Annotated in this window: 23 protein-coding genes; 15 read left to right on the top strand and 8 right to left on the bottom strand. The window is 38.2% G+C overall.

The features are described 5' to 3' along the window. Positions 1–554: 554 nt before the first annotated feature. The 7 genes from gyrA to dnaA all read right to left on the bottom strand — a co-directional run bounded on the left by gyrA (position 555) and on the right by dnaA (position 9659). Positions 555–3086, bottom strand: coding sequence for a DNA gyrase subunit A (gene gyrA, locus SAY88_RS22140; RefSeq protein ID WP_332634406.1), 2532 nt, complete (start codon positions 3084–3086; stop codon positions 555–557). Positions 3087–3109: 23 nt separating this feature from the next. Next, complete coding sequence (gene gyrB, locus SAY88_RS22135; protein WP_332634404.1) at positions 3110–5050, bottom strand: DNA topoisomerase (ATP-hydrolyzing) subunit B; 1941 nt, start codon at positions 5048–5050, stop codon at positions 3110–3112. Between the two features lie 131 nt (positions 5051–5181). Further along, positions 5182–5469 carry an extracellular matrix regulator RemB gene (remB, locus tag SAY88_RS22130; RefSeq protein WP_332634403.1) on the bottom strand — a complete coding sequence of 96 codons (288 nt, stop codon included), beginning with the start codon at positions 5467–5469 and terminating at the stop codon, positions 5182–5184. A 17-nt stretch (positions 5470–5486) separates the two neighbouring features. After that, entirely contained in the window at positions 5487–6596 is a 1110-nt protein-coding gene (recF, locus tag SAY88_RS22125; protein ID WP_332634401.1) for a DNA replication/repair protein RecF, read from the bottom strand. A gap of 12 nt (positions 6597–6608) precedes the next feature. Further along, entirely contained in the window at positions 6609–6824 is a 216-nt protein-coding gene (gene yaaA, locus SAY88_RS22120) for a S4 domain-containing protein YaaA (protein ID WP_250096373.1), read from the bottom strand. Positions 6825–6984: 160 nt separating this feature from the next. After that, positions 6985–8124, bottom strand: coding sequence for a DNA polymerase III subunit beta (gene dnaN / locus SAY88_RS22115; protein WP_332634399.1), 1140 nt, complete (start codon positions 8122–8124; stop codon positions 6985–6987). Between the two features lie 185 nt (positions 8125–8309). Further along, complete coding sequence (dnaA, locus tag SAY88_RS22110; protein ID WP_332634398.1) at positions 8310–9659, bottom strand: chromosomal replication initiator protein DnaA; 1350 nt, start codon at positions 9657–9659, stop codon at positions 8310–8312. Between the two features lie 1217 nt (positions 9660–10876). Here dnaA and rpmH point away from each other — a divergent pair. From rpmH to SAY88_RS22050, 12 genes are all read left to right on the top strand, one after another. After that, positions 10877–11014: a 50S ribosomal protein L34 gene (gene rpmH / locus SAY88_RS22105; protein ID WP_003323480.1), complete on the top strand. Its 138-nt coding sequence runs from the start codon at positions 10877–10879 to the stop codon at positions 11012–11014. A 93-nt stretch (positions 11015–11107) separates the two neighbouring features. Next, complete coding sequence (gene rnpA, locus SAY88_RS22100) at positions 11108–11461, top strand: ribonuclease P protein component (protein ID WP_332634392.1); 354 nt, start codon at positions 11108–11110, stop codon at positions 11459–11461. An 84-nt stretch (positions 11462–11545) separates the two neighbouring features. After that, a complete protein-coding gene (gene spoIIIJ, locus SAY88_RS22095; RefSeq protein WP_332634391.1) occupies positions 11546–12343 on the top strand; it encodes a YidC family membrane integrase SpoIIIJ in 798 nt (265 codons plus the stop codon). Continuing rightward, positions 12340–12960, top strand: coding sequence for an RNA-binding cell elongation regulator Jag/EloR (gene jag, locus SAY88_RS22090; RefSeq protein ID WP_332634389.1), 621 nt, complete (start codon positions 12340–12342; stop codon positions 12958–12960). The genes spoIIIJ and jag overlap by 4 nt, the downstream gene beginning before the upstream one ends. A 253-nt stretch (positions 12961–13213) precedes the next feature. Next, positions 13214–14590, top strand: a complete 1377-nt coding sequence (gene mnmE, locus SAY88_RS22085; RefSeq protein ID WP_332634388.1) for a tRNA uridine-5-carboxymethylaminomethyl(34) synthesis GTPase MnmE — start codon at positions 13214–13216, stop codon at positions 14588–14590. A 113-nt stretch (positions 14591–14703) separates the two neighbouring features. Next, positions 14704–16590 carry a tRNA uridine-5-carboxymethylaminomethyl(34) synthesis enzyme MnmG gene (gene mnmG, locus SAY88_RS22080; protein ID WP_332634387.1) on the top strand — a complete coding sequence of 629 codons (1887 nt, stop codon included), beginning with the start codon at positions 14704–14706 and terminating at the stop codon, positions 16588–16590. A gap of 19 nt (positions 16591–16609) precedes the next feature. Beyond that, complete coding sequence (rsmG, locus tag SAY88_RS22075) at positions 16610–17323, top strand: 16S rRNA (guanine(527)-N(7))-methyltransferase RsmG (protein WP_332634386.1); 714 nt, start codon at positions 16610–16612, stop codon at positions 17321–17323. A 256-nt stretch (positions 17324–17579) separates the two neighbouring features. After that, on the top strand, positions 17580–18446 hold the full coding sequence (noc, locus tag SAY88_RS22070; RefSeq protein ID WP_332634384.1) for a nucleoid occlusion protein: 867 nt from the start codon (positions 17580–17582) through the stop codon (positions 18444–18446). A 299-nt stretch (positions 18447–18745) separates the two neighbouring features. Then, positions 18746–19519, top strand: a complete 774-nt coding sequence (locus SAY88_RS22065) for a ParA family protein (RefSeq protein ID WP_332634383.1) — start codon at positions 18746–18748, stop codon at positions 19517–19519. After that, positions 19500–20354 (top strand): ParB/RepB/Spo0J family partition protein, encoded by an 855-nt coding sequence (locus SAY88_RS22060; RefSeq protein ID WP_332634382.1) that lies wholly within the window; start codon positions 19500–19502, stop codon positions 20352–20354. Before SAY88_RS22065 ends, SAY88_RS22060 begins: the two co-directional genes overlap by 20 nt. Positions 20355–20528: 174 nt before the next feature. Then, positions 20529–21680: an aminotransferase class V-fold PLP-dependent enzyme gene (locus tag SAY88_RS22055; protein ID WP_332634381.1), complete on the top strand. Its 1152-nt coding sequence runs from the start codon at positions 20529–20531 to the stop codon at positions 21678–21680. A gap of 16 nt (positions 21681–21696) precedes the next feature. Next, on the top strand, positions 21697–22401 hold the full coding sequence (locus SAY88_RS22050; protein ID WP_332634380.1) for a DUF554 domain-containing protein: 705 nt from the start codon (positions 21697–21699) through the stop codon (positions 22399–22401). Positions 22402–22440: 39 nt separating this feature from the next. Here the strand turns inward: SAY88_RS22050 and yyaC are convergent, their stop codons facing one another. Beyond that, on the bottom strand, positions 22441–23094 hold the full coding sequence (gene yyaC, locus SAY88_RS22045) for a spore protease YyaC (protein WP_332634378.1): 654 nt from the start codon (positions 23092–23094) through the stop codon (positions 22441–22443). A 145-nt stretch (positions 23095–23239) separates the two neighbouring features. Here yyaC and SAY88_RS22040 point away from each other — a divergent pair, with 145 nt between their 5' ends. The 3 genes from SAY88_RS22040 to ychF all read left to right on the top strand — a co-directional run bounded on the left by SAY88_RS22040 (position 23240) and on the right by ychF (position 26254). Beyond that, positions 23240–24265 (top strand): YkvI family membrane protein, encoded by a 1026-nt coding sequence (locus SAY88_RS22040; protein WP_332634377.1) that lies wholly within the window; start codon positions 23240–23242, stop codon positions 24263–24265. A 526-nt stretch (positions 24266–24791) separates the two neighbouring features. Then, positions 24792–24986, top strand: coding sequence for a DUF951 domain-containing protein (locus SAY88_RS22035; protein ID WP_250096389.1), 195 nt, complete (start codon positions 24792–24794; stop codon positions 24984–24986). 167 nt (positions 24987–25153) lie between these two features. Then, on the top strand, positions 25154–26254 hold the full coding sequence (ychF, locus tag SAY88_RS22030; protein ID WP_332634375.1) for a redox-regulated ATPase YchF: 1101 nt from the start codon (positions 25154–25156) through the stop codon (positions 26252–26254). Positions 26255–26487: the final 233 nt, after the last annotated feature.

The following is a 26487-nucleotide window of genomic DNA, read 5'->3' as shown; positions in this document are numbered from 1 at the left end:
AATTAACGAGATATCATGTATCTCTATTTCGCTTGGCTTTTGTTCAGTTTTCAAAGAACTAATGTGTCGTTTATAGCAACTTAATTATTATAACAAAATGAAATTATAATGTCAAATTGTTTTTTTGTTGATTTTTCAAATCGTTATGGCGACAAGAAATAATATACCACAGTCTTAAAGTTTAATGCAACTATTTTTTTACATATTTATAATTTCCTCAATATAAATAGTAGGTTTTTTGTTAATTGTACGATCTCTCCAGTCGAAATCAGTTTAACCATAGGTCTTGTCGATGATTCTTGCTCAAAAAAATAATTTCTGCTTCTTGCTCATTACTTAATCGAATCTGGCTTCCCACTGCTACTAAAACAAGACTTTGAATTAATTTTGGACAACTTTGATATCAAATTTACCAAATTGCTCTTTTGAAATATCCTCTAATACTTGGAATGGCGATCGCTTAGAGCGGTAATAACGTTCGGATGTCATCGCATGAAGACCTTTTTAACATAAAAAGACTGCTAGGAGGCATCCTCCTAACAGTCTCAATTATATTATTCTTCCTCTTCTTCCGTTGCCTCAGCTACATTTTCTTGCTCTCCTTCAACTGCCACATTGCCGTCACTTGATTCCGTTTCTTCAACGCCTTCTTCAACGTCCTCATCGTCAATGTCAACTCTAGCAACCGTAGCTACTTCTTCGCCTTCATTTACTCTGATTAACGTTACCCCTTGCGTATTACGGCCTGTAGTTGAAATGCCATCAACATTCATTCGGATAATAACCCCACTTGCCGTAATAATCATAATGTCATGCTCAGAAGAAACAACTTTCAAAGAGACAAGAGTCCCATTACGCTCAGTAATATTACATGTTTTTATTCCTTTACCACCACGATTTTGGATACGGTACTCTTCAATTGGAGTTCGTTTTCCATAACCCTTCTCTGTAACGATCAATACTTCATGGCCTTCTTCGATAATATCCATTCCAACAACATGATCATCTTCAGAAAGGGAAATACCTTTTACTCCAGCTGCAGTTCTACCCATTAAACGAACATCATTTTCAGGGAATCTGATTGACATCCCTTGTTTTGTACCAATAATTAATTCTTGCTCTCCATCAGTTAGTCGAACACCATGAAGCTCATCATCTTCTCGGAGGTTAATAGCGAACAACCCACCTTTTCTAATATTAGCAAAAGAAGAAAGTTCAGTACGTTTTGCAACCCCATATTTTGTTAAGAAGAATAAATAAGCATCCTCAGTAAACTCTTCAATAGGAATGACTGTACTAATGTACTCACCTTGTTCAATTTGTAAGAGATTTATAATCGGGATCCCTTTAGCTGTACGTCCAAGCTCTGGGATTTCATATCCTTTTAGACGATACACTTTTCCTTTGTTTGTGAAGAAAAGGATCGTGTGGTGAGAGCTCGTTGTAAACAAATGCTGAACAAAGTCATTATCATTTGTTCCCATCGCTTGAATTCCTTTTCCACCACGTCTTTGATTACGATAAGTCGAAATTGGAAGACGTTTAATATATCCATTGTGAGAAATCGTAATGGCTATATTTGAACGTGGAATGAGATCTTCATCTTCAAAGCTATCTTCACTCATTGAAATAACCGTACGACGCTCGTCATTAAACTTATCCTTTACTTCAGTAAGCTCTTCACGGATAATTTCTAGTACTTTTTCTTCGTCGGCTAAGATCGCCTTTAATTCTGCAATTCGAGCAACTAAGTCTTGATATTCACCCTCAATCTTGTCACGCTCTAAACCTGTTAGACGTTGAAGACGCATATCTAGAATCGCTTGTGCTTGCTCATAGCTAAGTTCAAAACGTTCCATCAAACCATTTCTAGCAATTTCAGTTGTTTGTGATGCACGGATCAAGCTAATGACTTCATCCAGATGATCAAGTGCTATACGTAATCCTTCTAGAATATGAGCACGTGCTTCCGCTTTACGTAGTTCAAAAGCCGTACGACGACGAATGACTTCAATTTGGTGATCTAAATAATGTTCAAGGCATTCTTTTAAGTTTAGTACTTTTGGTTGTCCACCTACTAAAGCTAAAAGGTTAATACCAAAACTTGATTGAAGTGCTGTTTGCTTATATAGATTATTAAGTAAAACATTGGCGTTTACGTCACGTCTAAGTTCTATTACAATACGCATCCCTGTACGATCCGATTCATCACGTAAATCCGTTATGCCCTCAATTTTCTTGTCACGAACTAACTCAGCAATCTTTTCAATTAAACGTGCTTTATTTACTTGGTACGGGATTTCAGTGAAGATAATCCGTGGCTTCCCATTATGCTCTTCAATACTTGATTTCGCACGTAGCGTTATCGAACCTCTTCCTGTTTGATAAGCTTTGCGAATTCCTGAACGCCCTAAAATTTCAGCCCCTGTTGGGAAATCTGGACCTGGAATATACTCCATTAATTCAGGAATACTAATGTCACGGTCTTTTGACAGAGCCAATACACCATCAATCACTTCACCTAATTGGTGAGGAGGAATGTTCGTTGCCATTCCTACAGCAATCCCAGAAGCACCATTGACTAACAGGTTAGGAAATCTCGCTGGGAGAACGATTGGCTCACGCTCGCTGCCGTCGTAGTTATCTTGATAATCAATGGTATCTTTGTTGATATCGCGGACAAGTTCCATTGATATTTTTGACATCTTTGCTTCTGTATAACGCATTGCAGCTGCAGAATCCCCGTCTACAGAACCAAAGTTTCCGTGTCCATCAACTAACATATAGCGGAAGCTGAAGTCTTGTGCCATACGAACCATCGTTTCATAAACCGCAGAATCACCATGTGGGTGATACTTACCAATTACTTCCCCAACAATACGCGCAGATTTTTTATAAGCTTTATCAGAAGTAATCCCTAGCTCATTCATTGCAAATAAAATACGTCGATGTACTGGTTTCAACCCGTCACGAACATCAGGAAGGGCACGGCTGACGATAACACTCATCGCATAGTCCATAAAGGATGCTTTCATTTCCTGACTAATATTTCTTTCTAACACTCTAGATTGATCTTGCTCAGCCATTACTTAAACCTCCATCTTCAAGCCTATATATCAAGATTTTGCACATACTGCGCGTTTTCTTGAATAAAATCACGGCGCGGTTCTACACGGTCACCCATTAAAATTTCAAATATCTCATCAGCTTTCATTGCGTCTTCTAATGTTACTTGAAGGACTGTGCGATGTTCTGGATCCATCGTAGTTTCCCATAGTTGTGTTGGGTTCATCTCACCTAACCCCTTATAACGCTGAATACCTAGTTTATCTTTATTTGGAATTTCTTTAAGCGCTTCTTCTAATTCCTTATCTGTATAAACATAACTCACTTCTTTTCCTTGCTTAATCTGATAAAGAGGTGGTTGTGCAATATAAACATAGCCATTTTCAATTAACGGACGCATATAACGATAGAAGAACGTTAAAATAAGTGTTCGTATATGAGCACCATCAACATCGGCATCGGTCATGATAATAATCTTATGGTAGCGGGCCTTTTCAATGTCAAAATCATCGCCAATTCCAGTACCAAAAGCCGTAATCATAGCACGAATTTCATTATTTGCAAGAATCTTATCCAATCTAGCTTTTTCCACGTTAATAATTTTTCCACGTAGAGGCAAAATAGCTTGGAAGTGACGATCTCGGCCTTGTTTTGCTGACCCTCCGGCTGAGTCACCCTCAACAATATAAATTTCACTTATTGAGGCATCTTTTGAAGAACAATCTGCAAGTTTTCCAGGTAAAGAACTAACTTCAAGAGCACTCTTTCGTCTTGTAAGTTCACGTGCTTTCTTTGCAGCTTCTCTAGCTCTAGATGCCATTAACCCCTTCTCAACTATTTTTCTAGCTACTTGTGGATGTTCAATAAGAAAACGTGAGAAATGTTCACTAAATAATGAATCTGTAATCGTTCTTGCTTCACTATTTCCTAACTTTGTTTTCGTTTGTCCTTCAAATTGAGGATCTGGGATTTTAACAGAAATGATCGCTGTTAGCCCTTCACGAACATCATCACCAGTTAAGTTAGGGTCCGTTTCCTTAAAGAGACTATTCTTTCTAGCATAATCGTTAATAACACGAGTTAAACCCGTTTTAAACCCAGATTCATGAGTTCCACCCTCGTGTGTATTTATGTTATTAGCAAACGAGTATATATTGCTCGTGTAGCTATCATTATATTGAACAGCTACTTCTACATTTAGCCCATCCTTTTCACTCTCAATATGGATCGGCTCTTCATGTAATACTTCTTTTGAACGGTTTAAATGTTCAACGAATGAAGCAATTCCACCTTCATAGTGATACTTTGCTTCTTTCCCGTCCTCACGCTTGTCCTCTATAACAATCGTTAATCCTTTATTTAAGAATGCTAATTCACGTAACCGCGTAGCAAGTGTATCAAAGTCATAAGTCGTTGTTTCCTGAAAGATCTCAGCGTCAGGTTTAAAATGGATGACAGTTCCTCTTTTTTCTGTTTCGCCAATTACTTCTAAATCAGCTGCAGGAACACCTTTCTCGTACTTTTGATAGTGGATTTTCCCTTCGCGGTGTACATTGACTTCGAGAATTGTTGAAAGAGCATTAACAACGGAAGCACCTACACCGTGTAATCCACCAGATACTTTGTATCCACCGCCGCCAAATTTCCCTCCAGCATGGAGAACCGTCATAATAACTTCAACAGCTGGTCGGCCCATCTTTTCATGAATACCAACAGGAATTCCACGCCCGTTATCTTCTACGGTAATACTATTATCTTCTTCAATTGTTACTTTTATCGTATCGCAGTAACCAGCCATTGCTTCATCAATACTATTATCAACGATTTCCCATACAAGATGGTGTAATCCACGTGCGCTTGTCGAACCAATATACATTCCAGGGCGCTTACGAACAGCTTCTAAGCCCTCTAAGACTTGTATTTGACTTTCATCATAAGACTGTTGTGTTGAATGTTGTTCATTCGTCACTTTGTTCACCTTCATTCTTCATTATCGATCTAAAGAGGACATAATTGCCTTTTTACATCCTGCAGGCAATGACCTTACACCTATTAGTGAAGCCATTGTCTCTATTCTTATGAACACTCTATTTTAACATTGGATTTAATTAAAATCTATGACGTCTCACTGTCTTCATCATACTCATGGTGAAGATCCATTAATGCTTTGCCTTGAGCTCTTCGATTTAAGGTTAAAGAGGATACCGGGGAATAATATACTTCCTCATTGGTTAGAACGATAGACTTAATATAATCAGTTGAAATAACAATTTTCTTTTTTCTCTTTTCTTCTTCTTTTAGATACGTACTTGTAATTTGTGATTGTTCTTTCACATCACAATTTAATATCGCAATAATATCTTTAGACCTAATTATGACATCTCCGCCTAAGTGTATAAACAAATGTGTCACCGCCTCATTTACTTAGTGATCGTTCCTTCTGAAACATGGAAAATGGCTGCTTGATTCAATGTTTGTTCATCAATTCCACTCACATTTGTTGTGGTAACAAACGTTTGTACACGACCTTGAATCGTTCGAAGAAGATGCGACTGTCTATAATCATCTAATTCAGATAAGACATCATCCAAAAGAAGAATTGGATATTCACCAATTTCTGAATAAATCAATTCAATTTCGGCTAATTTAAGGGCAAGCGCGGTTGTTCGTTGTTGACCTTGAGATCCATACGTTTGAACATCTCGCTCATTAATAGAAAAAGCAAGGTCATCACGATGAGGCCCAAACAAAGTCACTCCTCGTTGAATTTCCCGTTCACGCAGCTCTTGATATGTTTGATAGTATCCATCCTTTATTTTCGACAAATCTTTGTCTTCTGATACGTCAGTGGATGAGAGATACCGAATCTCTAATTTTTCTTTTCCTCTACTCACATCATGATGAATTTGCTCTGCCCAAGTTTGCAGGCGCTTAATAAACCCATATCTTCTTATCGTCACTTCTGCAGCTAACACAATCATTTGATCGGTTAAAATATCTAACATTTCTTTAGAACCTTTACCAAATTGCAATGTTTTTAATAAGTGGTTCCGCTGCTTCAACACTTTTTGATACATGCCTAAATGGTGTAAGTAAACACGACTAATTTGCCCTAGCTCCATATCCAAAAACCTTCTACGGACTTGTGGACTCCCTTTGACAAGGTTCAAATCTTCAGGTGCAAACATGACAACATTCGCCGCACCAACATACTCACTTAGCTTTTTCTGTTCAAGCCCGTTGATTTTCCCTTTCTTTCCCTTTACCGATAGGATTAGTTCAATATCTAACGAGCTTGTTTTTTTAGCTATTTCTCCTTGAACTCGCGCAAATTCTTCGCCCCATCCAATTAACTCTTTATCTTTAGAAGTTCGATGAGATTTAGCAAGAGCTAACACAAAAATTGATTCAAGGATATTGGTTTTTCCTTGTGCATTCTCCCCTAGAAAGACATTTACTTGTTTATGAAACGATAATTCTACTTTTTTATAGTTGCGGAATTGTCTGAGAGTAAGTTGCTTTATATACAAAAGCGATCCCCCCTATTTCGCAACAATTTGAAATTTCGTTCCATCTTCAAGCGTTACGATGTCGCCTGGCACTAACTTTTTTCCACGGCGATTTTCTTCTTCATCGTTTACAAAGACAACATACTCAGAAAGATACCATTTAGCCATACCACCTGTATCAATGATTCCCGCTTCTTTCAGCATTTGCCCCAGTGTTATGTAAGCTGTTGAAATGACGATTGAATCCATGCTTTATCACTCTTTCTGTATTAAGATCATTCTTAGCTAGTTATGTAGCAAAGTGAAGACAGCAATTCATACGTGAGTTGCTGTCTTTTTTCTCGTTCATTTGGTTATTCTTCTTTTATTGTACTAAACGTGTAGGATTTTTGCCAATCCCTCTTATGGATTAATATGTGCGGACTGGTGAAAACAGATGTAAATAGTGGTCATGTTCAATTGGACGAATAACAAACGGACTCATTGCACCTGTAAAAGTAATATTCACTTCTTCACTATCGATAACTTTTAACGCATCAATAATATTTTTCCCGTTAAAAGAAATCCGCATATCTTCACCCTGCATCTCCGTTTCAATATTCTCTGTTACCTTTCCTACTTCAGGAGAAATGGAAGTAATCTCAACATTGCCCCCATCTAACGTTTTTAAGTTAATGACGTTATTCTTTCCTTCTCTTGAAAGCAACAATGCTCGTTCTAATGTTTGTAAGAATGGTTTTGTTTTTAATTTTAACGATGTTTTTGATTGAGTAGGTATCATACTTTTTGTAACTGGATATTTTCCTTCAAGCAACCTTGAGAAAAATAGTAGGTTTTTCAACTTGAAAAGAATTTGATTTTCAGTAACTACAACATCAATAAGTTCATTCGTATCATCAATGATTTTACTTAATTCATTTAAACTCTTTCCAGGAATGACCACATTGGAAAACGACAATGATTCATCATTTTTCTCAATCGTTGCTTTTCTCATTGCTAAACGATGACTATCTGTTGCAGTACAGATCAATTCACCTTCTTCAGTCTCTAAGTTTACACCTGTCAACACCGGGCGTGTTTCCTGAGTGGACACCGCGAATACAGTTTGTCGAATCATGTTCTTTAACATGTCTTGAGGCAAACGGAATAATAAATCCTCCTCAAGTTGCGGCAATCGCGGATACTCTTCTGGATCAAGTCCATTTAAATTAAAGACAGAGGAACCTGAGCGGATTGTTGTGGCGAATTGATCTTGGACAATTAGTTCAACATTCGTTCCAGGTAACTTTTTTACAATTTCAGCGAAAAAACGAGCCTGTAAGACAATGCTCCCTTTCTCTTCAATTTGAACAATTTCAGATCCATCTTCTTCCTTAGGAATAAATACTTCTATCGATACATCCGAGTCACTGCCAGTAAGAGTTAGACCTTCATTACCAGCTACAATTTTTATTCCTGTTAATATAGGAATTGTTGTTCGTGAAGAAACAGCTTTTGCTACATTTTGAACATCATGAACGAAACGATCACGATTAATAGAAAACCGCATATTAAAACTCCTTAATTAATATATTTATGTTTTTAAAAGAATAATAATAATAGTAATAGGGCTTGTGGATTTGTGGATAACTTGATTTTTAAGCAAAATACCAGCCTGTCCACATGTTGATAATGTGTTAATAGGCTGGTTCGTTTTATTCACAGTGTTCACAAATTCTATGATTCCTAATACTATTAATTTCTTAATAAATCCATTAACTCTTGGATTTTTTCCTGTAATTCTTGGTCGCTAGCAAGCAATGTAGAAATCTTTTCATGTGCGTGGATGACGGTTGTATGATCGCGCCCTCCAAATTCACTACCGATTTTAGGCAATGAAGCATCTGTTAGTTCTCTTGATAAATACATGGCAATTTGCCTTGGGAAAGCAACTGACTTTGTACGTTTTTTTGCTTTAAAGTCCTCTAGCTTCACATGATAATGCTCCCCAACTAACTTCTGAATATCAGTTATCGTTAATACTTTTGGTTTCGAATTAGGAATAATATCCTTTAATGCTTCTGCAGCTAAATCTGCATTCATATCTTGGTTTATAAGAGAAGAATAAGCAACGACGCGAATTAACGCTCCTTCTAACTCTCTAATATTCGTATCTATTTGATTGGCGATGTAAAGCATGACTTCATTAGGAATATCAAGGTTTTCAGCTTTAGCCTTTTTTCGTAAGATAGCAATTCTCGTTTCAAGATCAGGAGGTGTAATATCCGTAATCAAGCCCCATTCAAATCGTGAACGTAATCTATCTTCTAGTGTAGGAATCTCCTTAGGAGGTCTGTCACTTGAGATGACAATTTGTTTCGATTCTTCATGTAAAGCATTAAATGTATGGAAGAATTCTTCTTGAGTTTGTTCTTTCCCAGCTAGAAATTGAATATCATCAATAAGAAGTACATCTACATTTCGATATTTATTTCGAAAATTAACGGCTTTGTTGTCACGAATCGAGTTAATGAATTCATTTGTAAATTTTTCAGATGACAAATAAACCACTTTCGCATTTGGATTGTTATCCATTACATAATGACCAATTGCGTGCATCAAATGGGTTTTTCCAAGTCCGACACCACCATAGATAAAAAGTGGATTGTATGCTTTAGCCGGAGCTTCCGCTACGGCGAGTGAAGCTGCATGGGCAAAACGGTTACCAGACCCAATGACAAATGTATCAAACATATATTTATCGTTTAACATCGTTTTTGATGTATTAGCAGTATTGGCTTCTTCTTTTGCTTGCTTTCTTGGTATTGGTTCAGGAATAAAATCGTCTTCCATTTCATGTTGAGGAATGACGAATTTAGGTTTGAGACGTGTGCCAGTGATTTGTTCAATCGTGTCAGAGGTTAACTCTGCATAATGATCTTCAAGCCAGTCACGTGCAAATTCATTAGGTGCAGTAATGATGATCATATCGTTTTGAATATCATTAGCTTTTGTGGCTTTTAGCCATGTTTCAAAACTAGGCTTACTCACTTTTTTTTCAATTTCAGCAAGGGCCTGTTCCCATAGGTCATGGATGTTCTCCAAAAGTTCCCCCTCCTTCTTTTCTAAATAACGAACGAACGACCACCAACTTGTCGAACCTTTGTACAAGTTGGTGGATGCAGTCGAATAAATATACATTCACACGTAAATGTGTAAAAATTATAATATAGTAGAAAAACGTCAAAAAGTGAGTTCTAAACAGTTTGTGGACAACTGAATTAACAATAATCAATAAATGTCCACAAAGTTACCCACAGGTTGTGGACAAAAAATATGAAGTTTTACTTGCCCACGAGTGAAAACAATTCAATCATAGCAAAAAAATACCTCAACCGCAACGGTTTGTTGTATTTATCCACATAACACAGCATCTTGTGTTCTGTTTTTATCCACAGCACAAGATATGTGTGTAACTTGTCGATAAATTCAGGGAGAAGTCGAAAGGTGTCAGAATGTGTTTATCCACAGATGTGATTTGGGAGACTTTTGTACATCGTGTTAATAGAATCGGGGGTTTTTATTAGAGTATGATGAAAAGATGATTAATATGTTGGTTTGTATGGAATGTTATAGAGTTTTTTAGAAAGAGTTATGAGGAGAGTGGGTAAAGTTACGTATTGATAATAGCTTCTTCTAGAAGATGTGGAAAACTAGGTGGGGTTTTTGTCGAAAGAGAGAAGAACTATTTTTTCTATATATAGATTGTTGAATTGATTTCTGGAGGAACCGGTGGCTTAAAAAAGAAGGAGAGAAGATTTGGAAGGTGAAGGTTGACTTTAAGTGAGGGAGAGAGAAGAAAGGTTGATCCTTTTCCTAATTGAGAGAGCGAACATGGATTGTGGTGGCTCCGCGCGCTGCACGTCTAACGGAGAAGAGTGCTCCTTTAGGTTAATAAGAAAGCAGAGGCTCCGTGTACTGCTAAGAGTAGATAGAAAAAGGCAAAGGGCAGCCTTTTTTACATAGAAAGAGCGAATATAGATTGTGGTGGCTTCACACGCCGTGCGCTTTTTGAGAAGGGCGGTTCTTTTTGTCATAAGAGAGCGAACATGGTTGCGGGTGGCTCCACGCGCTGCACGCCTAACGGAGAAGAGCGCTCCTTTAGGCTAAAAAGAAAGCAGCGGCTCCGCACACCGCTAAGAGTAAGAACGAAAAGGAAAGATCGTCCTTTTCGTTCTTACTCTTGACAAAGCACCTGCTCGTTCCTTATAATTTACAAGAATGTCTTTAAGATATAGTTAATCCTCAGGGAGGTGTAATAAATGGGAAAACCAACATTCCAACCGAATAACCGTAAGCGTAAAAAGGTACACGGTTTCCGTGCACGTATGAGCACAAAAAATGGCCGTAAAGTATTAGCTCGTCGTCGTCGTAAAGGAAGAAAAGTTTTATCTGCATAGGCCACTGAATGTCAGTGGTCTTTTTCTTCTGTTAAAGATGCGTATTTAGTAGATAGGGATGAAAGAGTTCTTATTTGTTAAGGAGTGTATTTCTTGAGAAAAGAGCAACGGGTTAAAACGAATGAAGAATTCTCAAAGGTATTTAAAAATGGACAATCCGTTGCAAATCGGCAGTTTGTTCTATATAAATTGCCAAAGGAAGGACAAGGTCCATTTAGACTTGGATTATCTGTCAGTAAGAAGGTTGGCAATGCCGTCACACGCAATCAAGTAAAGCGCTATATTCGAGAAGTATTTCGCTTGAAAGAAGACTCTATTGAAAAAAATACTGATTATGTTGTGATCGCTAGAAAGCCAGCTGCCTCCATGAGCTTTACAGAAGTCGAACAAAGCTTGCTTCATGTATTAAGGAAGGCGAGAGTACTTAAAAAAGTAAAGCAAACATAGATCGATCTTTTAAAGTGAGTTTATTCTGTTAGAGTAGGCTTTTCATATATATATATGATGTAAGAGGGACAAGGAGGAGAACTCGTGCTGAAAAAATTTGGCTTGGTGGCCATGATGATTGGGCTTCTTGTTTTAATGACAGGATGTTTCAATATTGAAGAACCAATTACAAAAGATAGTACTGGCTTTTGGGATTCATATTTGGTTTATCCTTTATCATGGTTAATCATTTATTTTGCAGATATTTTTAATGGAAGCTATGGACTTTCTATTATTGTCGTTACGATTCTTTTACGTATTTTAATTTTGCCTTTAATGATTAAACAAACAAAGAGTGCAAAAGCGATGCAAGCGATTCAACCAGAGATGCAAAAGCTTCGCGAAAAATATAGTGCGAAAGACCAAAAGACTCAACAAAAGTTACAACAAGAAATGATGGCAATGTTCCAAGAACATGGGGTTAACCCATTAGCTGGTTGTTTGCCGTTGTTTATTCAAATGCCAATTTTACTTGCGTTTTATCATGCGATTATGCGTACAGGAGAAATTGGTAACCAACCATTTTTATGGTTTGAATTAGGGACGCCTGACCCATTTTTCATTCTTCCAATTGTTGCGGGGATCACAACATTTATCCAGCAAAAGATGATGATGGTAACAGATAACCCACAAATGAAAATTTTATTATATGTAATGCCGATTATGATCTTCGTATTTGCTATTTTCTTCCCAACGGCACTTACGCTTTATTGGGTAGTTGGTAACATCTTTATGATCGCTCAAACTTATTTTATCACTGGGCCAAATGTCGGGAAAAAGGCAGAAGAAAATGCAGCTGCGAAACAACCGAGTAAGGCAAAAAAGGGAGGTAAAAAGAAGTGACGCATATAACCGTGATAGGGAAGACAGTTGATGAGGCCATTGCAAATGCAATGAATGAATTGCAGATAACAAGAGAGAAACTTTCATACCGTGTAATAGAGGAGCCTCAAAAAGGTTTTTTAGGTATTATAGGTTCGAAGCCTGCAAAAATTGAAGCCCATGTTCTACCTGATCCGGTTGAAGTAGCGCAAAGCTTCTTAGAGGAGACTGTTCGATTAATGGGTCATGAAACCGTCATTACGAAAACACCTTTAAAAGATCGTGTGTTGCTTGAATTAGCAGATTCTAAAGAGGTAGGTCGATTAATAGGGAAACGAGGACAAACGTTAGAGGCTCTCGAGTATTTAACAAACCTTGTTGGAAATCGGCAAGATCAATCATACACACGCATGGAACTTGATATTGGAAATTATCGTGAACGACGAAAGCAGACACTCGAACAGCTTGCTGACCGTGTAGCAAAAAAAGCAAAGGATACGAGAAAATCACTACCTTTAGAGGCAATGAATGCCCTTGAGCGAAAAATCGTTCATGAAAGGCTTAAATCCGTTCCTGGTGTTGTAACAGAATCAGAAGGAAAAGGGGCAAACCGACATATTGTCATTAAGCCTCAATAAAAGTAGAAATCCTCGAGGCTGTTGAAAAAGGAGAAGCTCATCCTTTTTCAACAGCCTCTCTTTCATGGTGGAGGATTTTTTTATAGAGAGTATAATGGAAGTTAGCTTATCTCTTTTTATTAGCTATATCTTCTTCTATAATAAAGTTTTTATTTAAAATAAAAGAACCGTCCTTTATAGGCTATATGAATTGTAAAGTAAGTCGATACTAATAAAAATAAGAACAAGATCGTGACAAATGAGGTGAGAGGTAATGGAGTTTGATACAATAGCAGCAATATCAACCGCGCTTGGGGAAGGGGCTATTGGAATAGTTCGATTAAGTGGTGAAGACGCTATTCAAATAGCTGACAAACTGTATAGTGGAAAAGATAAGCTTTCTAATGTTCCGAGTCATACAATTGTTTATGGACATATCGTTGATTCATCATCAAATGAGCGGGTAGAAGAAGCGATGGTCTCGGTTATGCGAGCACCAAAAACATTTACTCGTGAGGATGTAGTTGAAATCAATTGTCATGGTGGGTTGCTTTCTGTTAATCGAGTTCTGCAATTGGCACTAAGATACGGAGCTAGACTGGCTGAACCAGGGGAATTCACGAAGCGGGCTTTTTTAAATGGGAGAATAGACTTATCTCAAGCTGAAGGGGTTATTGACTTAATTCGTGCAAAAACAGACCGCGCGATGAATGTCGCACTGAAACAAGTAGATGGACGTTTGTCGAAAAAAATTGGCGTTTTGCGTCAAGCTTTGTTAGAGACTGTTGCACATGTTGAAGTCAATATTGATTATCCTGAATATGATGCTGAGACGATGACGCATGGCATGTTACAAGAAAAAGCTACTTTTGTTATAAATGAAATTGATAAGTTGCTCGGAACGGCCAAGCAAGGAAAAATCTTGCGTGAAGGTCTATCTACAGTTATTATCGGTCGTCCGAATGTAGGGAAATCATCATTATTAAATAGTCTTGTTCATGAAAATAAGGCGATTGTAACAGATGTGGCAGGAACAACAAGAGATATTATTGAAGAGTATGTAAATGTAAAAGGTGTTCCGTTAAGGCTCGTTGATACAGCTGGAATTCGTGAAACAGAAGATATTGTTGAACGTATCGGTGTAGAACGTTCGAGAGAAGTGTTGAAAAAAGCAGATCTAATTCTATTAGTGTTAAACTATGGAGAGGAATTATCTTCCGAAGATGAAGCGCTGTTTGAAGCTGTAGAAAAAATGAACGTTATTGTCATTGTTAATAAGACCGATGTTGAGCAAAAGATTGATCTAGAGAAAGTGAAAAAGCTAGCAGCAGACCGTCCGTTAGTTACTACCTCACTCCTTCGTGATGAGGGAGTCGATCAGCTTGAACAAGCAATTGCTGATTTGTTTTTCGAAGGTGAAATTGAAGGTGATGATGTTACGTATGTATCCAATACAAGGCATATTGCTTTACTAGAACAAGCGAAGTCAACAATTGAAGATGCAGTCGGTGCAATCGAAATGGGCGTTCCGATTGATCTCGTTCAAATAGATGTTACAAGAACGTGGGAACTGCTTGGTGAAATAATTGGTGACAGTGTTCAAGAGAGTCTAATTGATCAGCTGTTCTCTCAGTTTTGTTTAGGGAAATAGCTGGGTATGTTTGAGTCAGCAAGTGAACTGCAATGCATAAGTATAAATTTATATTTAATTCAAAATAAAAGGTGCCAGGACAACTGGGCATTCTCACTAAGGAGGTTAGTTTTGTGAATTATCAAGGTGGTCAATTTGATGTCATTGTTGTTGGTGCAGGACATGCAGGGGTTGAAGCTGGACTTGCAGCAGCAAGAATGGGAGCAAAAACGTTAATGTTAACACTGAACTTAGATGCAGTTGCATATATGCCTTGTAATCCATCGGTTGGTGGTCCTGCAAAAGGTATTGTTGTACGGGAAATTGATGCATTAGGTGGTGAAATGGGGAGGAATATTGATAAGACCCATATTCAAATGCGAATGCTTAATACAGGAAAGGGACCAGCTGTGCGTGCATTACGTGCACAAGCAGATAAATACCTTTACCAACATGAAATGAAGAAAACAATAGAGGAAAATGAAAATCTTCTATTACGTCAAGGGATGGTTGAACGATTAATTATTGAAGGCGGTGTTTGTAAAGGAGTTATAACGAATACTGGTGCTGAGTATAAAGCGAAAGCAGTTGTTATTACGACAGGCACTTACCTGAGAGGCAAAATTATCATTGGTGATCTAAGTTATGAAAGTGGACCTAATAACATGCAGCCGTCTGTGCAGTTATCATATCATTTAAAAGAGCTTGGATTTGATATGGTTCGTTTTAAAACAGGGACGCCGCCTCGTGTGAATGGAAGTACGATTGATTACGATCAAACTGAAATCCAACCAGGTGATGATAAACCGCGTGCATTTTCATATGAAACGACAAAATATATTACAGATCAGCTTCCTTGCTGGTTAACATATACAAGTGAAGATACTCATCAAATTATTAACAACAATTTAAGTAGATCTCCTATGTATTCAGGTATGATTGAAGGAACAGGGCCGCGCTATTGTCCATCAATTGAAGATAAAATTGTTCGTTTCAATGATAAACCGCGTCATCAAATTTTTCTGGAGCCAGAGGGAAGAAATACTTCAGAAGTGTATGTTCAAGGCTTATCGACAAGCTTACCTGAGGATGTGCAGTTAGAAATATTAAAAACAGTTCCTGGTCTTCAAAATGTAAGAATGATGCGCCCTGGTTATGCGATTGAATACGATGCAATGGTTCCAACGCAACTATGGCCAACACTTGAAACCAAGAAGGTTCCTGGTTTGTTCACAGCAGGGCAAATTAATGGAACTTCTGGTTATGAGGAAGCGGCAGGTCAAGGTATTATGGCAGGAATCAATGCTGCAAGAAAAGCACAAGGAAAAGAAGGAATCATCCTTGACCGCTCTGAAGCGTACATTGGAGTACTTATTGATGACCTTGTAACAAAAGGTACCAATGAGCCGTATCGATTGCTTACTTCACGTGCGGAGTATCGATTGCTTCTGCGTCATGATAATGCAGACCTACGTTTAACGGAGAAAGGGTACGAAATTGGTTTGATTTCAAAAGAGCGTTATGACCGCTTTTTGAACAAAAAAGAACAAATTGCTGAAGAAAAGAAACGTTTAGAAGGGATTATCGTGAAACCTTCTGAACAAGTGAAAGAGTTACTTGAACAAGTTGGTTCTGCTCCAATGCAAGAAGCAGTCCGTGCCACAATGCTGCTAAAAAGACCGGAACTAACTTATCCAGATGTGGCGAAAGTAATTGAACCTCCTGAAGAACCATTATCTGAGGATGTTACAGAGCAAGTGGAAATTCAAGTGAAGTATGAAGGGTACATTGGCAAACAACTTCAGCAAGTAGAGCGCTCGAAGAAAATGGAAAACAAAAAGATTCCTGAGAATCTAGATTACTCTGCTATTAATGGTTTAGCTACAGAAGCTAGACAGAAGTTAGCCGAAGTCCGTCCGCTTTCAGTAGGGCAGGCATCAAGGGTATCAGGTGTAAATCCTGCTGATATTTCCATTCTCCTTGTGTACCTAGAACAAGGAAGGTTAGCGAAAACCCAATAAGTATATATGGAGAGTCGTCATGAGTAAAAAACAATTCAGTTCTTTATTGAAAGAAAAAGGAATACAGCTTTCAGCTAAACAAGAGCAACAGTTCCAGTTGTATTATCAACTGTTAGTTGAGTGGAACGAAAAAATGAATTTAACTGCCATCACAGAAGAAGATGATGTGTATTTAAAACATTTTTACGATTCAATTACAGCGAGTTTTTATTATGATTTTGAGGATGGAAAGAAATTAATTGATGTAGGTGCAGGTGCTGGGTTTCCAAGTATTCCCCTGAAAATAATCTATCCAGAAGTACATGTTAGTATTGTTGATTCACTCAAAAAGCGGATTGGGTTTTTAGAGCATTTAGCAAATGAACTCGGGTTAGAAAAGGTTTCATTTTACCATGATCGAGCAGAAACGTTTGGTCAAAACCCGCAGCATCGAGAACAATATGATATAGCGACTGCACGTGCAGTTGCTAGGCTTTCCGTACTTTCTGAGCTATGTTTGCCTTTAGTAAAAGAAAAAGGTGACTTTATTGCATTAAAGGGTGCAGGGGCATCTGAAGAATTAAAAGATGCTGAAAAAGCAATAAAAGTACTAGGTGGGAAAGTGAAAGCAGATGACTCATTCTTATTACCAATTGAAGAGAGTGAGCGCCACATTATTCAATTGTCAAAAGTGAAACCAACTCCCAAGAAATACCCAAGAAAGCCAGGGACACCAAATAAAATGCCTTTATAAGCTATGTTCCACGTGGAACATAGCCCTAAGGCTATTCTTAAGGCAGTGATAATTTGGATAATGAGACTTTGTTAGAAGTCTAGTAAAATAGTATAATGTTATTAGTTTAATGGGGTTACCTATTTTTTGAACAGAACGTTCACTTGACGCTGTATGGTGTGCAGGCTATAAATGAAGTATGGCTAAAAGAAGGACTAAAGCACGTGAATGTCGAATTAAATCTAAGACGGTTACTATCAGAAGGTGGTGTCAGGCGATGAGGCAACCGTTTTCACGCCTTTTTGGCTTTAGTGACAAGCAGGCAGAGGTTGAAGTTAGTGGAAACGAAGAAGCAAATGAAGGAAGCAGCAATGAAGAGGTTAGGGAAATAATTGTTTCAGATATAGTACCAAATCGTTTTCAGCCGCGAACAGTATTTGATGAAGAACGAATTGCTGAACTGGCTCAAACGATCCGAACACATGGTGTTATTCAACCGATTGTGGTACGGGAGAGGGACGGTAAGTTTGAAATCATTGCAGGCGAACGTAGATGGCGAGCGGTAACAAAGCTCGGATGGGAGAAGATCCCTGCACTCGTTAAAGAGTTCAATGATTCTCAAACTGCATCTGTTGCATTAATTGAGAACCTTCAAAGAGAAGGATTAACAGCAATTGAAGAGGCGATTGCTTATGCAAAACTAATAGACTTGCATGGCTTAACACAAGAGAGCTTAGCTCAGCGTCTCGGAAAAGGTCAGTCAACGGTTGCTAATAAATTGCGCTTGTTGAATTTACCAGAAGCTGTCCAAAATGCAATACTGGAACGCCAGATTTCTGAACGGCATGCACGTGCATTGCTATCATTAAAAAACGAAGAACTACAAGTGAAATTGTTAGAAGAAATTTTAGAAAAACAATTGAATGTAAAGCAGACAGAAGAAAGAGTAAAGGTTCTTCTAGAAGGGCAGCCCAATCAGAAAAAGAAACCGACACGCAAATCGTACTCAAAAGATATGCGTATTGCAATGAATACCATTCGTCAGTCAGTTGATATGGTAGTGAAGAGTGGGTTACATGTAGATACAGATGAAGAAGAGCATGATGAATTTTATCAATTTACAATACGAATTCCTAAAAAATAATAATCTATCATTCTATTTGCAATGATATATTCGTCGCGTACCTTATATGAGAAAACATGAGTTAAATTTTTGTGTGTGCAAAGCAAGTTTTCAGCATGAAACATCATTCATTAAAAGCATGCGACGGCTTAGCTCATTGCTTCTGAGGATCTATCAAAAGGTTTTGAGGATCTACCAAAGGTCAAGAAATGATCTTTTGGTAGATCCTCTTTGTTTTTTCGATATTTTTATAAAAAAGATTGCGACAAATTGTGTTAAAATAAAAGAGTTCGAGTCATGGATGGAAAGTAGGTGACAGCGTGGCCAAAATCATTGCTGTAGCAAATCAAAAAGGTGGCGTCGGCAAAACGACGACGGCTGTCAATTTAAGTGCTTGTTTAGCGCATATTGGTAAAAGAGTTTTGCTTGTTGACATTGATCCACAAGGGAATGCAACAAGTGGAGTAGGTGTTGAAAAAGGTGATGTCGATGAGTGTGTCTATGATATTCTTGTCGAAGATGTTGAAGCGGTTGATGTAATCAAATCAACATCTGTGGAACGCTTAGATGTTTTACCTTCTACCATTCAATTATCAGGTGCAGAGATTGAACTTGTTCCAACGATTTCACGAGAGGTTCGTTTGAAGCGAGCTATGTCAACAGTTGCAGAAAACTATGATTTTATTTTTATTGATTGTCCACCTTCTTTAGGGTTATTGACAATTAATGCTTTAACAGCGTCAGATTCAGTTTTAATCCCTGTTCAGTGTGAATACTACGCACTAGAAGGATTGAGTCAATTATTAAATACAGTTCGTCTTGTTCAGAAACATCTAAATACAGATCTTGAAATTGAAGGGGTCCTATTAACGATGTTAGATGCTCGAACGAACCTTGGAATACAAGTTATTGAGGAAGTGAAAAAGTATTTTCGTGAAAAGGTGTTTGATACGATTATCCCTAGAAATGTTCGCTTAGGTGAAGCACCAAGTCATGGACAACCAATTATAACGTATGATGCTAAATCACGAGGTGCAGAGGTGTATGTAGATCTAGCAAAGGAAGTGGTGGCGAGTGGCGAAAGGGTTAGGTAAAGGGTTACAAGCGTTTTTTCCTGAACCGAACGAGGAGATCCAAGATAAAGTTGAACAAATTGCAGTGTCGCAATTACGTCCGAATCCTTATCAACCTCGGAAAACTTTCACAGAACAGGCAATAGTAGAGCTTTCAGAATCTATTGCTGAGCATGGTATTTTGCAGCCGATTATTGCGAGAAAAAGTATAAAAGGCTATGAAATTGTCGTTGGTGAAAGACGCTTTCGTGCAGCACAGAAAGCTGGCTTAAAGGAAGTTCCTGTTGTCATTAAAGAATTAGATGAGCAAAAGATGATGGAGCTAGCTCTTATTGAAAATCTTCAACGTGAGGATTTAAATCCTATTGAGGAAGCAACTGCCTATGAGAAGTTAATGGAGCATTTATCGATGACTCAAGAGCAGCTTGCAACTCGCTTAGGGAAGAGTCGACCTCATATTGCTAATCACCTGCGTTTGTTGAATCTTCCTAAATTAGTTCAAGAGTTTATTTCAGATGGCAAACTTTCAATGGGGCATGGACGAGCTTTATTGGGCTTAAAAGATAAGCAAAAGTTGTCAGCCCTTCTTGAGAAAATTTTGCAAGATAAGTTAAGTGTCCGTGAAGTTGAAGAGTTAGTCAATCAAATCAATGAGAGAGTTCCACGTGAAACAAGTCGTAAAAAAGTGACGCTTACTCCTTTTCTAAAAGAGAGACAAGATGTACTTAGGACCCGTTTGGGAACATCGGTTGCTATTAAACCAGGTAAGAAAAAAGGAAAAATAGAAATTGATTATTTTTCAGAAGAAGATTTGGAACGGATTGTTCAATTGTTAGATTCTGAGAACCGTTCATAACAAGGGAACTTAGATTCAGTCCTACATGAATACAAGAAAGTGGAAACTTGGTGCTTCTTGTATTATCGTAGAAGAAGGTGACTTATTTGGTCGCCTTCTTTTTGTATGATTAAATGGCAAAGTGTGTTACTGTGAGTGCACTCACTTGATTAATGGAGGAAAGGACAAAAGCAAATGATATATTTTGATCATGCCGCATCATCATACCCAAAGCCAGAACAAGTGGCTATAGCCATGCATGAAGCTGTTGCTAGCTATAGCGCAAATCCCGGTCGTGGTGGGCATAAGCTCGCTGAACAAGCGAGAGGAGTTATTGAACAAGCGAGAAAGAAAATAGCGACGATGTTTAATGCGCCGAATAAAAAGCATGTTTGGTTTTATCAAAATGCAACGATGGCTCTTAATCAGGCAATACTTGGTTTCCCCTTCCAAGAAGGAGACCATGTTGTAGCAACGATGTTTGAACATAATTCCATTATAAGGCCACTTGAAAAGCTCGCATCAGAAAAAGGGATTACTATTACATATGTTGAGCCAAATGAAGATGGAGTCATTGCTGTTGAAGAGTTTATAAAGGCTTGCACTGGGAAGACGCGTATGTTTGCTATTTCTCATGCATCCAATGTAACTGGTGCTGTTGTTTCAATAAGTGAGGTGTCAAAGATTGCGAAAGAGCGAGAGATTGTCGTTTTGCTAGACGCTTCTCAAACAGCTGGAACAATTCCTATTGATATAGAGGAAGAAGGGATTGATTTACTAGCTTTTGCTGGACATAAATCTTTATTAGGACCACAAGGGACTGGAGTTTTAATATCAAAAGATGATTATAATCTATCTCCATTAGTGGTAGGAGGGACAGGAAGTCAATCTGAGCTTCTTCATCAACCACATAGTTGGCCTAATCGGTACGAGGCTGGTACATTAAATACACCAGGTATTGCAGGTCTATCAGCCGGAATCGATGCAGTCGTTGAGATGGGAATAGAGGATATATGGAAACATGAAAAAGAGCTTATGGATCATTTCTTAAAAGGACTTGCGGTCATTTCAGGAGTAAGTAGTTATGGACCATCTGATTTGTCAAAGAGGGTTGCGGTCATTCCTTTTGAAATAGATGGGGTTGAAAGCCATGAAGCTGCGATGATCTTAGATGAGCATTATCAAATTGCTGTTCGAGCAGGAATGCACTGCGCGCCAAAAACTCACCAAGCATTACAGACTAGTGAGAAAGGACTTATTCGCGTAAGTTTTGGTCCGTATAATACGATAAAAGAAGTGGATACACTTTTGGAGGCAATAGAAGAGATTAGAATGGCATTTTTGTAAACGAGGAGAAGAGAGAATGGTTTTAACGGGAACGCTTGTCAATGGCCTTGCCATTGTGGTAGCTGCAGTTGTAGGTTTATTAGTTCGAAACATACCAGAAAAAATGAAAACAACGACGATGCAAGGGATTGCTCTTGCTGTTGTCGTTTTAGGAATTGGAATGGCTCTTAAAAGCGAACAGTTTCTCATTGTCATTGGTAGTCTTGTTATTGGTGGAGTTATTGGAGAGAAAATAGATATAGAGGAATGTTTAAATCGAGTAGGTGCTTGGATTGAGACGAAAGTAGGGGCGAAAGAAGATGGAGCAGTTGCAAAAGCTTTTGTCACAGCTACATTAATTTACGTTGTTGGTGCGATGGCGATTCTCGGTGCATTAGATAGCGGCTTACGTGGTGATCATTCTGTTCTTTATACGAAGTCGCTGCTTGATGGGTTCTCAGCCCTTATTTTCACTTCAACGTTAGGAATAGGCGTGATCTTCTCAGCTATTCCAGTCGTGCTTTATCAAGGTGGAATTGCGCTACTTGCAACACAAATCAACCAATTTGTACCGACTGTGCTAATGGATAACTTCATTGTTGAAATGACAGCAACTGGAGGAGTTATGATTATTGCAATTGGTTTAAATATATTAGGAATTTTGCAAATAAGGGTAGCCAATTTACTACCTAGCATTGTAGTTGTAGCAATGCTTGTTACCGCTATGCATTACATTGGTTAATTGCCTAATAGTTAAATGAAACGCCACTGTAGATGAATTCTACAGTGGCGTTTCATTTTTGGAGCGCAATAAGATTTGTGGCTTTAAACGTAATGATTGCAAGAGAGATGTAGAAGCAATTTGTTCAGGAAGACGTTGGTCGGTTGCTACGATTGTCTCTGCCATTGTCTCTGCCATTTGCATCACGGTGTGTAACCTTGTGTTTTGTAAAACAAAATACTCCATCATCCCCCCAATGTTGACAATACCTGTCATATGAATATCACCAATAGAAGGGAGTTTCTTTTGAACAGCAGCACCTGGTTGTACAGGGCCGTCTGCTAATGAGATTTTTCCAACACTATTCATCCTACCAAGACAAGCATCAATGGCTAAAATAAAAGGTCTGGAATGGTTTTCTTTTATTTCTGCTAAACGATTTTCTAGATTTACAGCATGTACTGGATTTTCTAATGTTCCATAAACATGGAATCTCCTCAAGTGAGCAGTTTCTAATTTTGTTCCAATTAACGGACCTAGTGAATCACCAGTAGAACGATCAGTACCGATACAAACAACGACGAGGTCACGCTTACTATGAATTTCCGTCATATTAAAAAGTTGATCAGATAATTGCTTAACCGCTGTTGCATCTTCCATATGAACACGGATGGGAGAACTTTTTTTTCCAAACAGACGATGGTTTGTACTCATAACCTCGCCTCCTTTGCCATAGTAGTAACAGTATACGGAACTTTTTTCCTTTCTATACATAAACAGTTCACATTATCTTCATTGATGTGTTTATGATCAAACACTTTTATATAGCACTTAGTAGAGGGCGAGGAGAGGATTTCAGATGTGGGGAAATGGGCTAAAGTGGATGTTTTTAATAATAGGTACAATGATTGGAGCTGGATATGCTTCAGGAAGAGAACTATGGGAATTTTTTGGTGCTGAAAGTGGACTAGCAATTATTCTTTTTGCCGTTCTTTTTATTATTTCAGTGAAAGTGATCTTAAATATTAGCTATGAAAATAAGTCAAAACATTATTTACCTGTGCTGCATGTATTGATGGGAAAACGTCTCTCTCAGATGTATGACGTTATGATTATCATTTATTTATTTTCTACAACGGTTATCATGCTCGCTGGAGGTGGGGCGACGTTAGAAGTTATTCATATCCCTTACTGGCTAGGTACTCTCATCATAGGAGGAATGGTGGTCATACTTTTCCTGTGGGATACGAAGGGAATGACATCGATGAATGCTTTCATCATTCCTATTCTCATCGTTTTTTTAATTGCTATTTTACTAGCGTTTCAATCTTTAAAAGGATTTCCTATTGAATTTAAAGTAGACGCACAGCATAATTGGCCGTCTGCTTTAACGTTTACAGCACTAAATATTTTGCCTCTAATTGCTGTTCTAGGTGCGATAGGTCACGAAATAAAGCATAAGGGAGAGATGTGGATTGCCTCATTAGGGAGCGGGATTATCTTAGGTTCAATTTCATTTTTGTATAACGAGTCATTGCTTCAAGTAGCTAGTGATATTATGTTGTATGAAATCCCGCTATTCGCAATTTTGAAACATTATCCCTATTTTATGATGTTAATTATGTCAGCTTTATTATGGCTTGCTATTTATACAACAGCAGCAGCTGGTATATTTGGATTACTATCAAGGATGAGAGCCTGGGTAAAAGGGCCAGCTTGGTTAATTGCTCTTTTGTTAATTGCAATTATGGCACCACTGACGACATTTGGTTTTTCAACTCTTATTTCTGTTCTTTACCCACTCTACGGCGTGTTAAACTTATTTGTTTTGGCTTCCATTTTGTTGTATCCGATCATGAACCATAAGGCGCTGCAGTCAAAGTAGGGAAGCGGGAAGGAGAGTCTAGTTGAATCATAAGGGTTCGGTTGAGAGGAAGAAGAATTAAATTCGCAATTTAGTTTTCTATTATTAACAGGAGAAACGCAATGGAGTTGTCCCATTGCGTTTTTATAATATTATCGACTTTTTTAACTCAAGCTACCCTTTTAGTAGAAAAAGATAAATAAATATGAGCAAATCAACTTTTTTGAGAATGAATCCATTAAATTTGAATTCTATTTTAATAGCGGAATGAGTGCTGCTAGAGGATTCGCTTTGCTGTTTTGAGCGATCCTTATTCCGTTATTCCCCTGTTTCGACCTATATTTCAAGTGATTTTATGACTTTAAAGGAACCAGGATCCACTTCGCCTCTTTAGAATTGCTTTTCTCTCTTTTAGCGGAATCAGGATCAGTTAATATATTGCACTTTAAATGTCTAACGAAAAAGATATAGGATTCTCGACTCAGGAAGCCTTTTTCGTGTATAATAACAACCAATAAAAGGCTGTTTGAAAAAGGAGGCATCCTGTATGGTTAATAAAGAGTTTGCTCTCCATGATGTTGTAGAGATGAAAAAGCAGCATCCTTGTGGGGAAAATCGTTGGAAGATCATTCGGATGGGGATGGATGTCCGTATTAAGTGCCTCGGTTGTGAGCATAGTGTCATGCTTCCTCGAAAGGATTTTGCTAAGAAACTAAAAAAAGTAATAGAGCAAGGGTCTTAAAGAGCAAGGCGATAAATAGGTCACGTCCCTATATTGCCTTGTCTTTTTATTGTGTAATCACTATAATTGGTATGGTTAAGAAGGTTTTTTATTTTTTTTATTCACACAAAGTTTTGCTCTTATTGCTGTTATTTACGTTCATATAATAGAAGAAGGAAGTGAGTATTTTGGCTTTAACAACTGGAATCGTCGGTTTGCCAAATGTGGGAAAGTCGACTTTGTTTAATGCAATTACACAAGCTGGAGCTGAATCAGCAAATTACCCTTTCTGTACGATTGATCCGAATGTGGGAATCGTAGAGGTACCTGACCACCGCCTGCAAAAGCTAACAGAACTTGTAGAACCGAAAAAAACAATCCCTACTGCATTTGAATTTACAGATATTGCTGGAATTGTGGAAGGGGCAAGTAAAGGGGAAGGGTTAGGAAATAAGTTTCTTTCGCACATTCGCCAAGTTGATGCAATTTCACATGTTGTTCGTTGTTTTGCCGACGATAACATTACTCACGTTTCTGGAGGAGTTAATCCGATTCGTGACATTGAAGTGATTAACCTTGAACTAATTTTGGCTGATTTCGAATCGATTGAAAAGCGTATTACACGTGTAGCTAAATTAGCAAAGACAAAAGATAAAGAAGCGGTCGCTGAGTTAGAAGTACTAGAACTTCTTCGCAATGCATTTGAAGAAGAAAAACCAGCGCGCAGCATTGAATTTACAGATGAGCAACAAAAAATTGTAAAACAACTTCACCTTCTTACAAGTAAGCCGGTTCTTTATGTAGCCAATGTAAGTGAAGAAGACTTGCTTTCACCAGAAGATAATGATTATGTAAAACAAGTAAAAGAGTTTGCTTCAGCGGAAGGCAGTCAAGTTATTCTTGTTTGTGCCAAAATTGAATCGGAAATTGCCGAGCTGGAAGGCGAAGAAAAGGAAATGTTCCTTGAAGAATTAGGAATCAAAGAATCAGGGCTTGATCAATTGATCCGTGCAGCTTATGACTTACTTGGGTTACAAACATATTTCACAGCAGGTGTCCAAGAAGTACGAGCATGGACTTTCAGAAAAGGAACAAAAGCTCCTCAAGCAGCAGGAATTATCCATACTGACTTCGAACGCGGCTTTATTCGCGCAGAGGTAGTATCCTATGATGATTTAGTCGACGCTGGAACAATGGCTGTCGCTAAAGAAAGAGGAAAAGTACGACTAGAAGGAAAAGAATACGTCGTCCAAGACGGAGATGTAGTCCACTTTAGATTTAATGTATAAGAGCAACAAGAAAAAGGCCGGTTTTTGGCCTTTTTCTTGTTGCTCAAAGCAATGAGCGAAGCCGCCGTAAAGGTTTTAAGCTTTTTGAGTGCCCTTCTCAAAAAGCGCACGGCGAGAGAAGCCATTGCCCAACATTGAGTAAGCCAGGGAAGATTTAAAAAGGCCGGTTTTTGGCCTTTTTCTTGTTGCTCAAAGCAATGAGCGAAGCCGCCGTAAAGGTTTTAAGCTTTTTG

This window comes from Halalkalibacter flavus (genome assembly GCF_036663575.1).
GTDB classification, from domain to species: Bacteria; Bacillota; Bacilli; order Bacillales; family Bacillaceae_D; genus Halalkalibacter; species Halalkalibacter flavus.
The sequence above is the reverse complement of the archived record's forward strand: the minus strand, read 5'-3'. Positions and strand labels throughout refer to the sequence as shown.

Bases quoted from the DNA above. Each gene is read 5' to 3' on its own strand.
- SAY88_RS22050 (WP_332634380.1), top strand. From the start codon at position 21,697: ATGGTTTTAACGGGAACGCTTGTCAATGGCCTTGCCATTGTGGTAGCT.
- SAY88_RS22035 (WP_250096389.1), top strand. From the start codon at position 24,792: ATGGTTAATAAAGAGTTTGCTCTCCATGATGTTGTAGAGATGAAAAAG.
- rsmG (WP_332634386.1), top strand. From the start codon at position 16,610: ATGAGTAAAAAACAATTCAGTTCTTTATTGAAAGAAAAAGGAATACAG.
- SAY88_RS22055 (WP_332634381.1), top strand. From the start codon at position 20,529: ATGATATATTTTGATCATGCCGCATCATCATACCCAAAGCCAGAACAA.
- dnaN (WP_332634399.1), bottom strand. From the start codon at position 8,124: ATGCGGTTTTCTATTAATCGTGATCGTTTCGTTCATGATGTTCAAAAT.
- yyaC (WP_332634378.1), bottom strand. From the start codon at position 23,094: ATGAGTACAAACCATCGTCTGTTTGGAAAAAAAAGTTCTCCCATCCGT.
- noc (WP_332634384.1), top strand. From the start codon at position 17,580: ATGAGGCAACCGTTTTCACGCCTTTTTGGCTTTAGTGACAAGCAGGCA.
- gyrB (WP_332634404.1), bottom strand. From the start codon at position 5,050: ATGAAGGTGAACAAAGTGACGAATGAACAACATTCAACACAACAGTCT.
- SAY88_RS22040 (WP_332634377.1), top strand. From the start codon at position 23,240: ATGTGGGGAAATGGGCTAAAGTGGATGTTTTTAATAATAGGTACAATG.
- gyrA (WP_332634406.1), bottom strand. From the start codon at position 3,086: ATGGCTGAGCAAGATCAATCTAGAGTGTTAGAAAGAAATATTAGTCAG.
- rpmH (WP_003323480.1), top strand. From the start codon at position 10,877: ATGGGAAAACCAACATTCCAACCGAATAACCGTAAGCGTAAAAAGGTA.
- mnmE (WP_332634388.1), top strand. From the start codon at position 13,214: ATGGAGTTTGATACAATAGCAGCAATATCAACCGCGCTTGGGGAAGGG.
- yaaA (WP_250096373.1), bottom strand. From the start codon at position 6,824: ATGGATTCAATCGTCATTTCAACAGCTTACATAACACTGGGGCAAATG.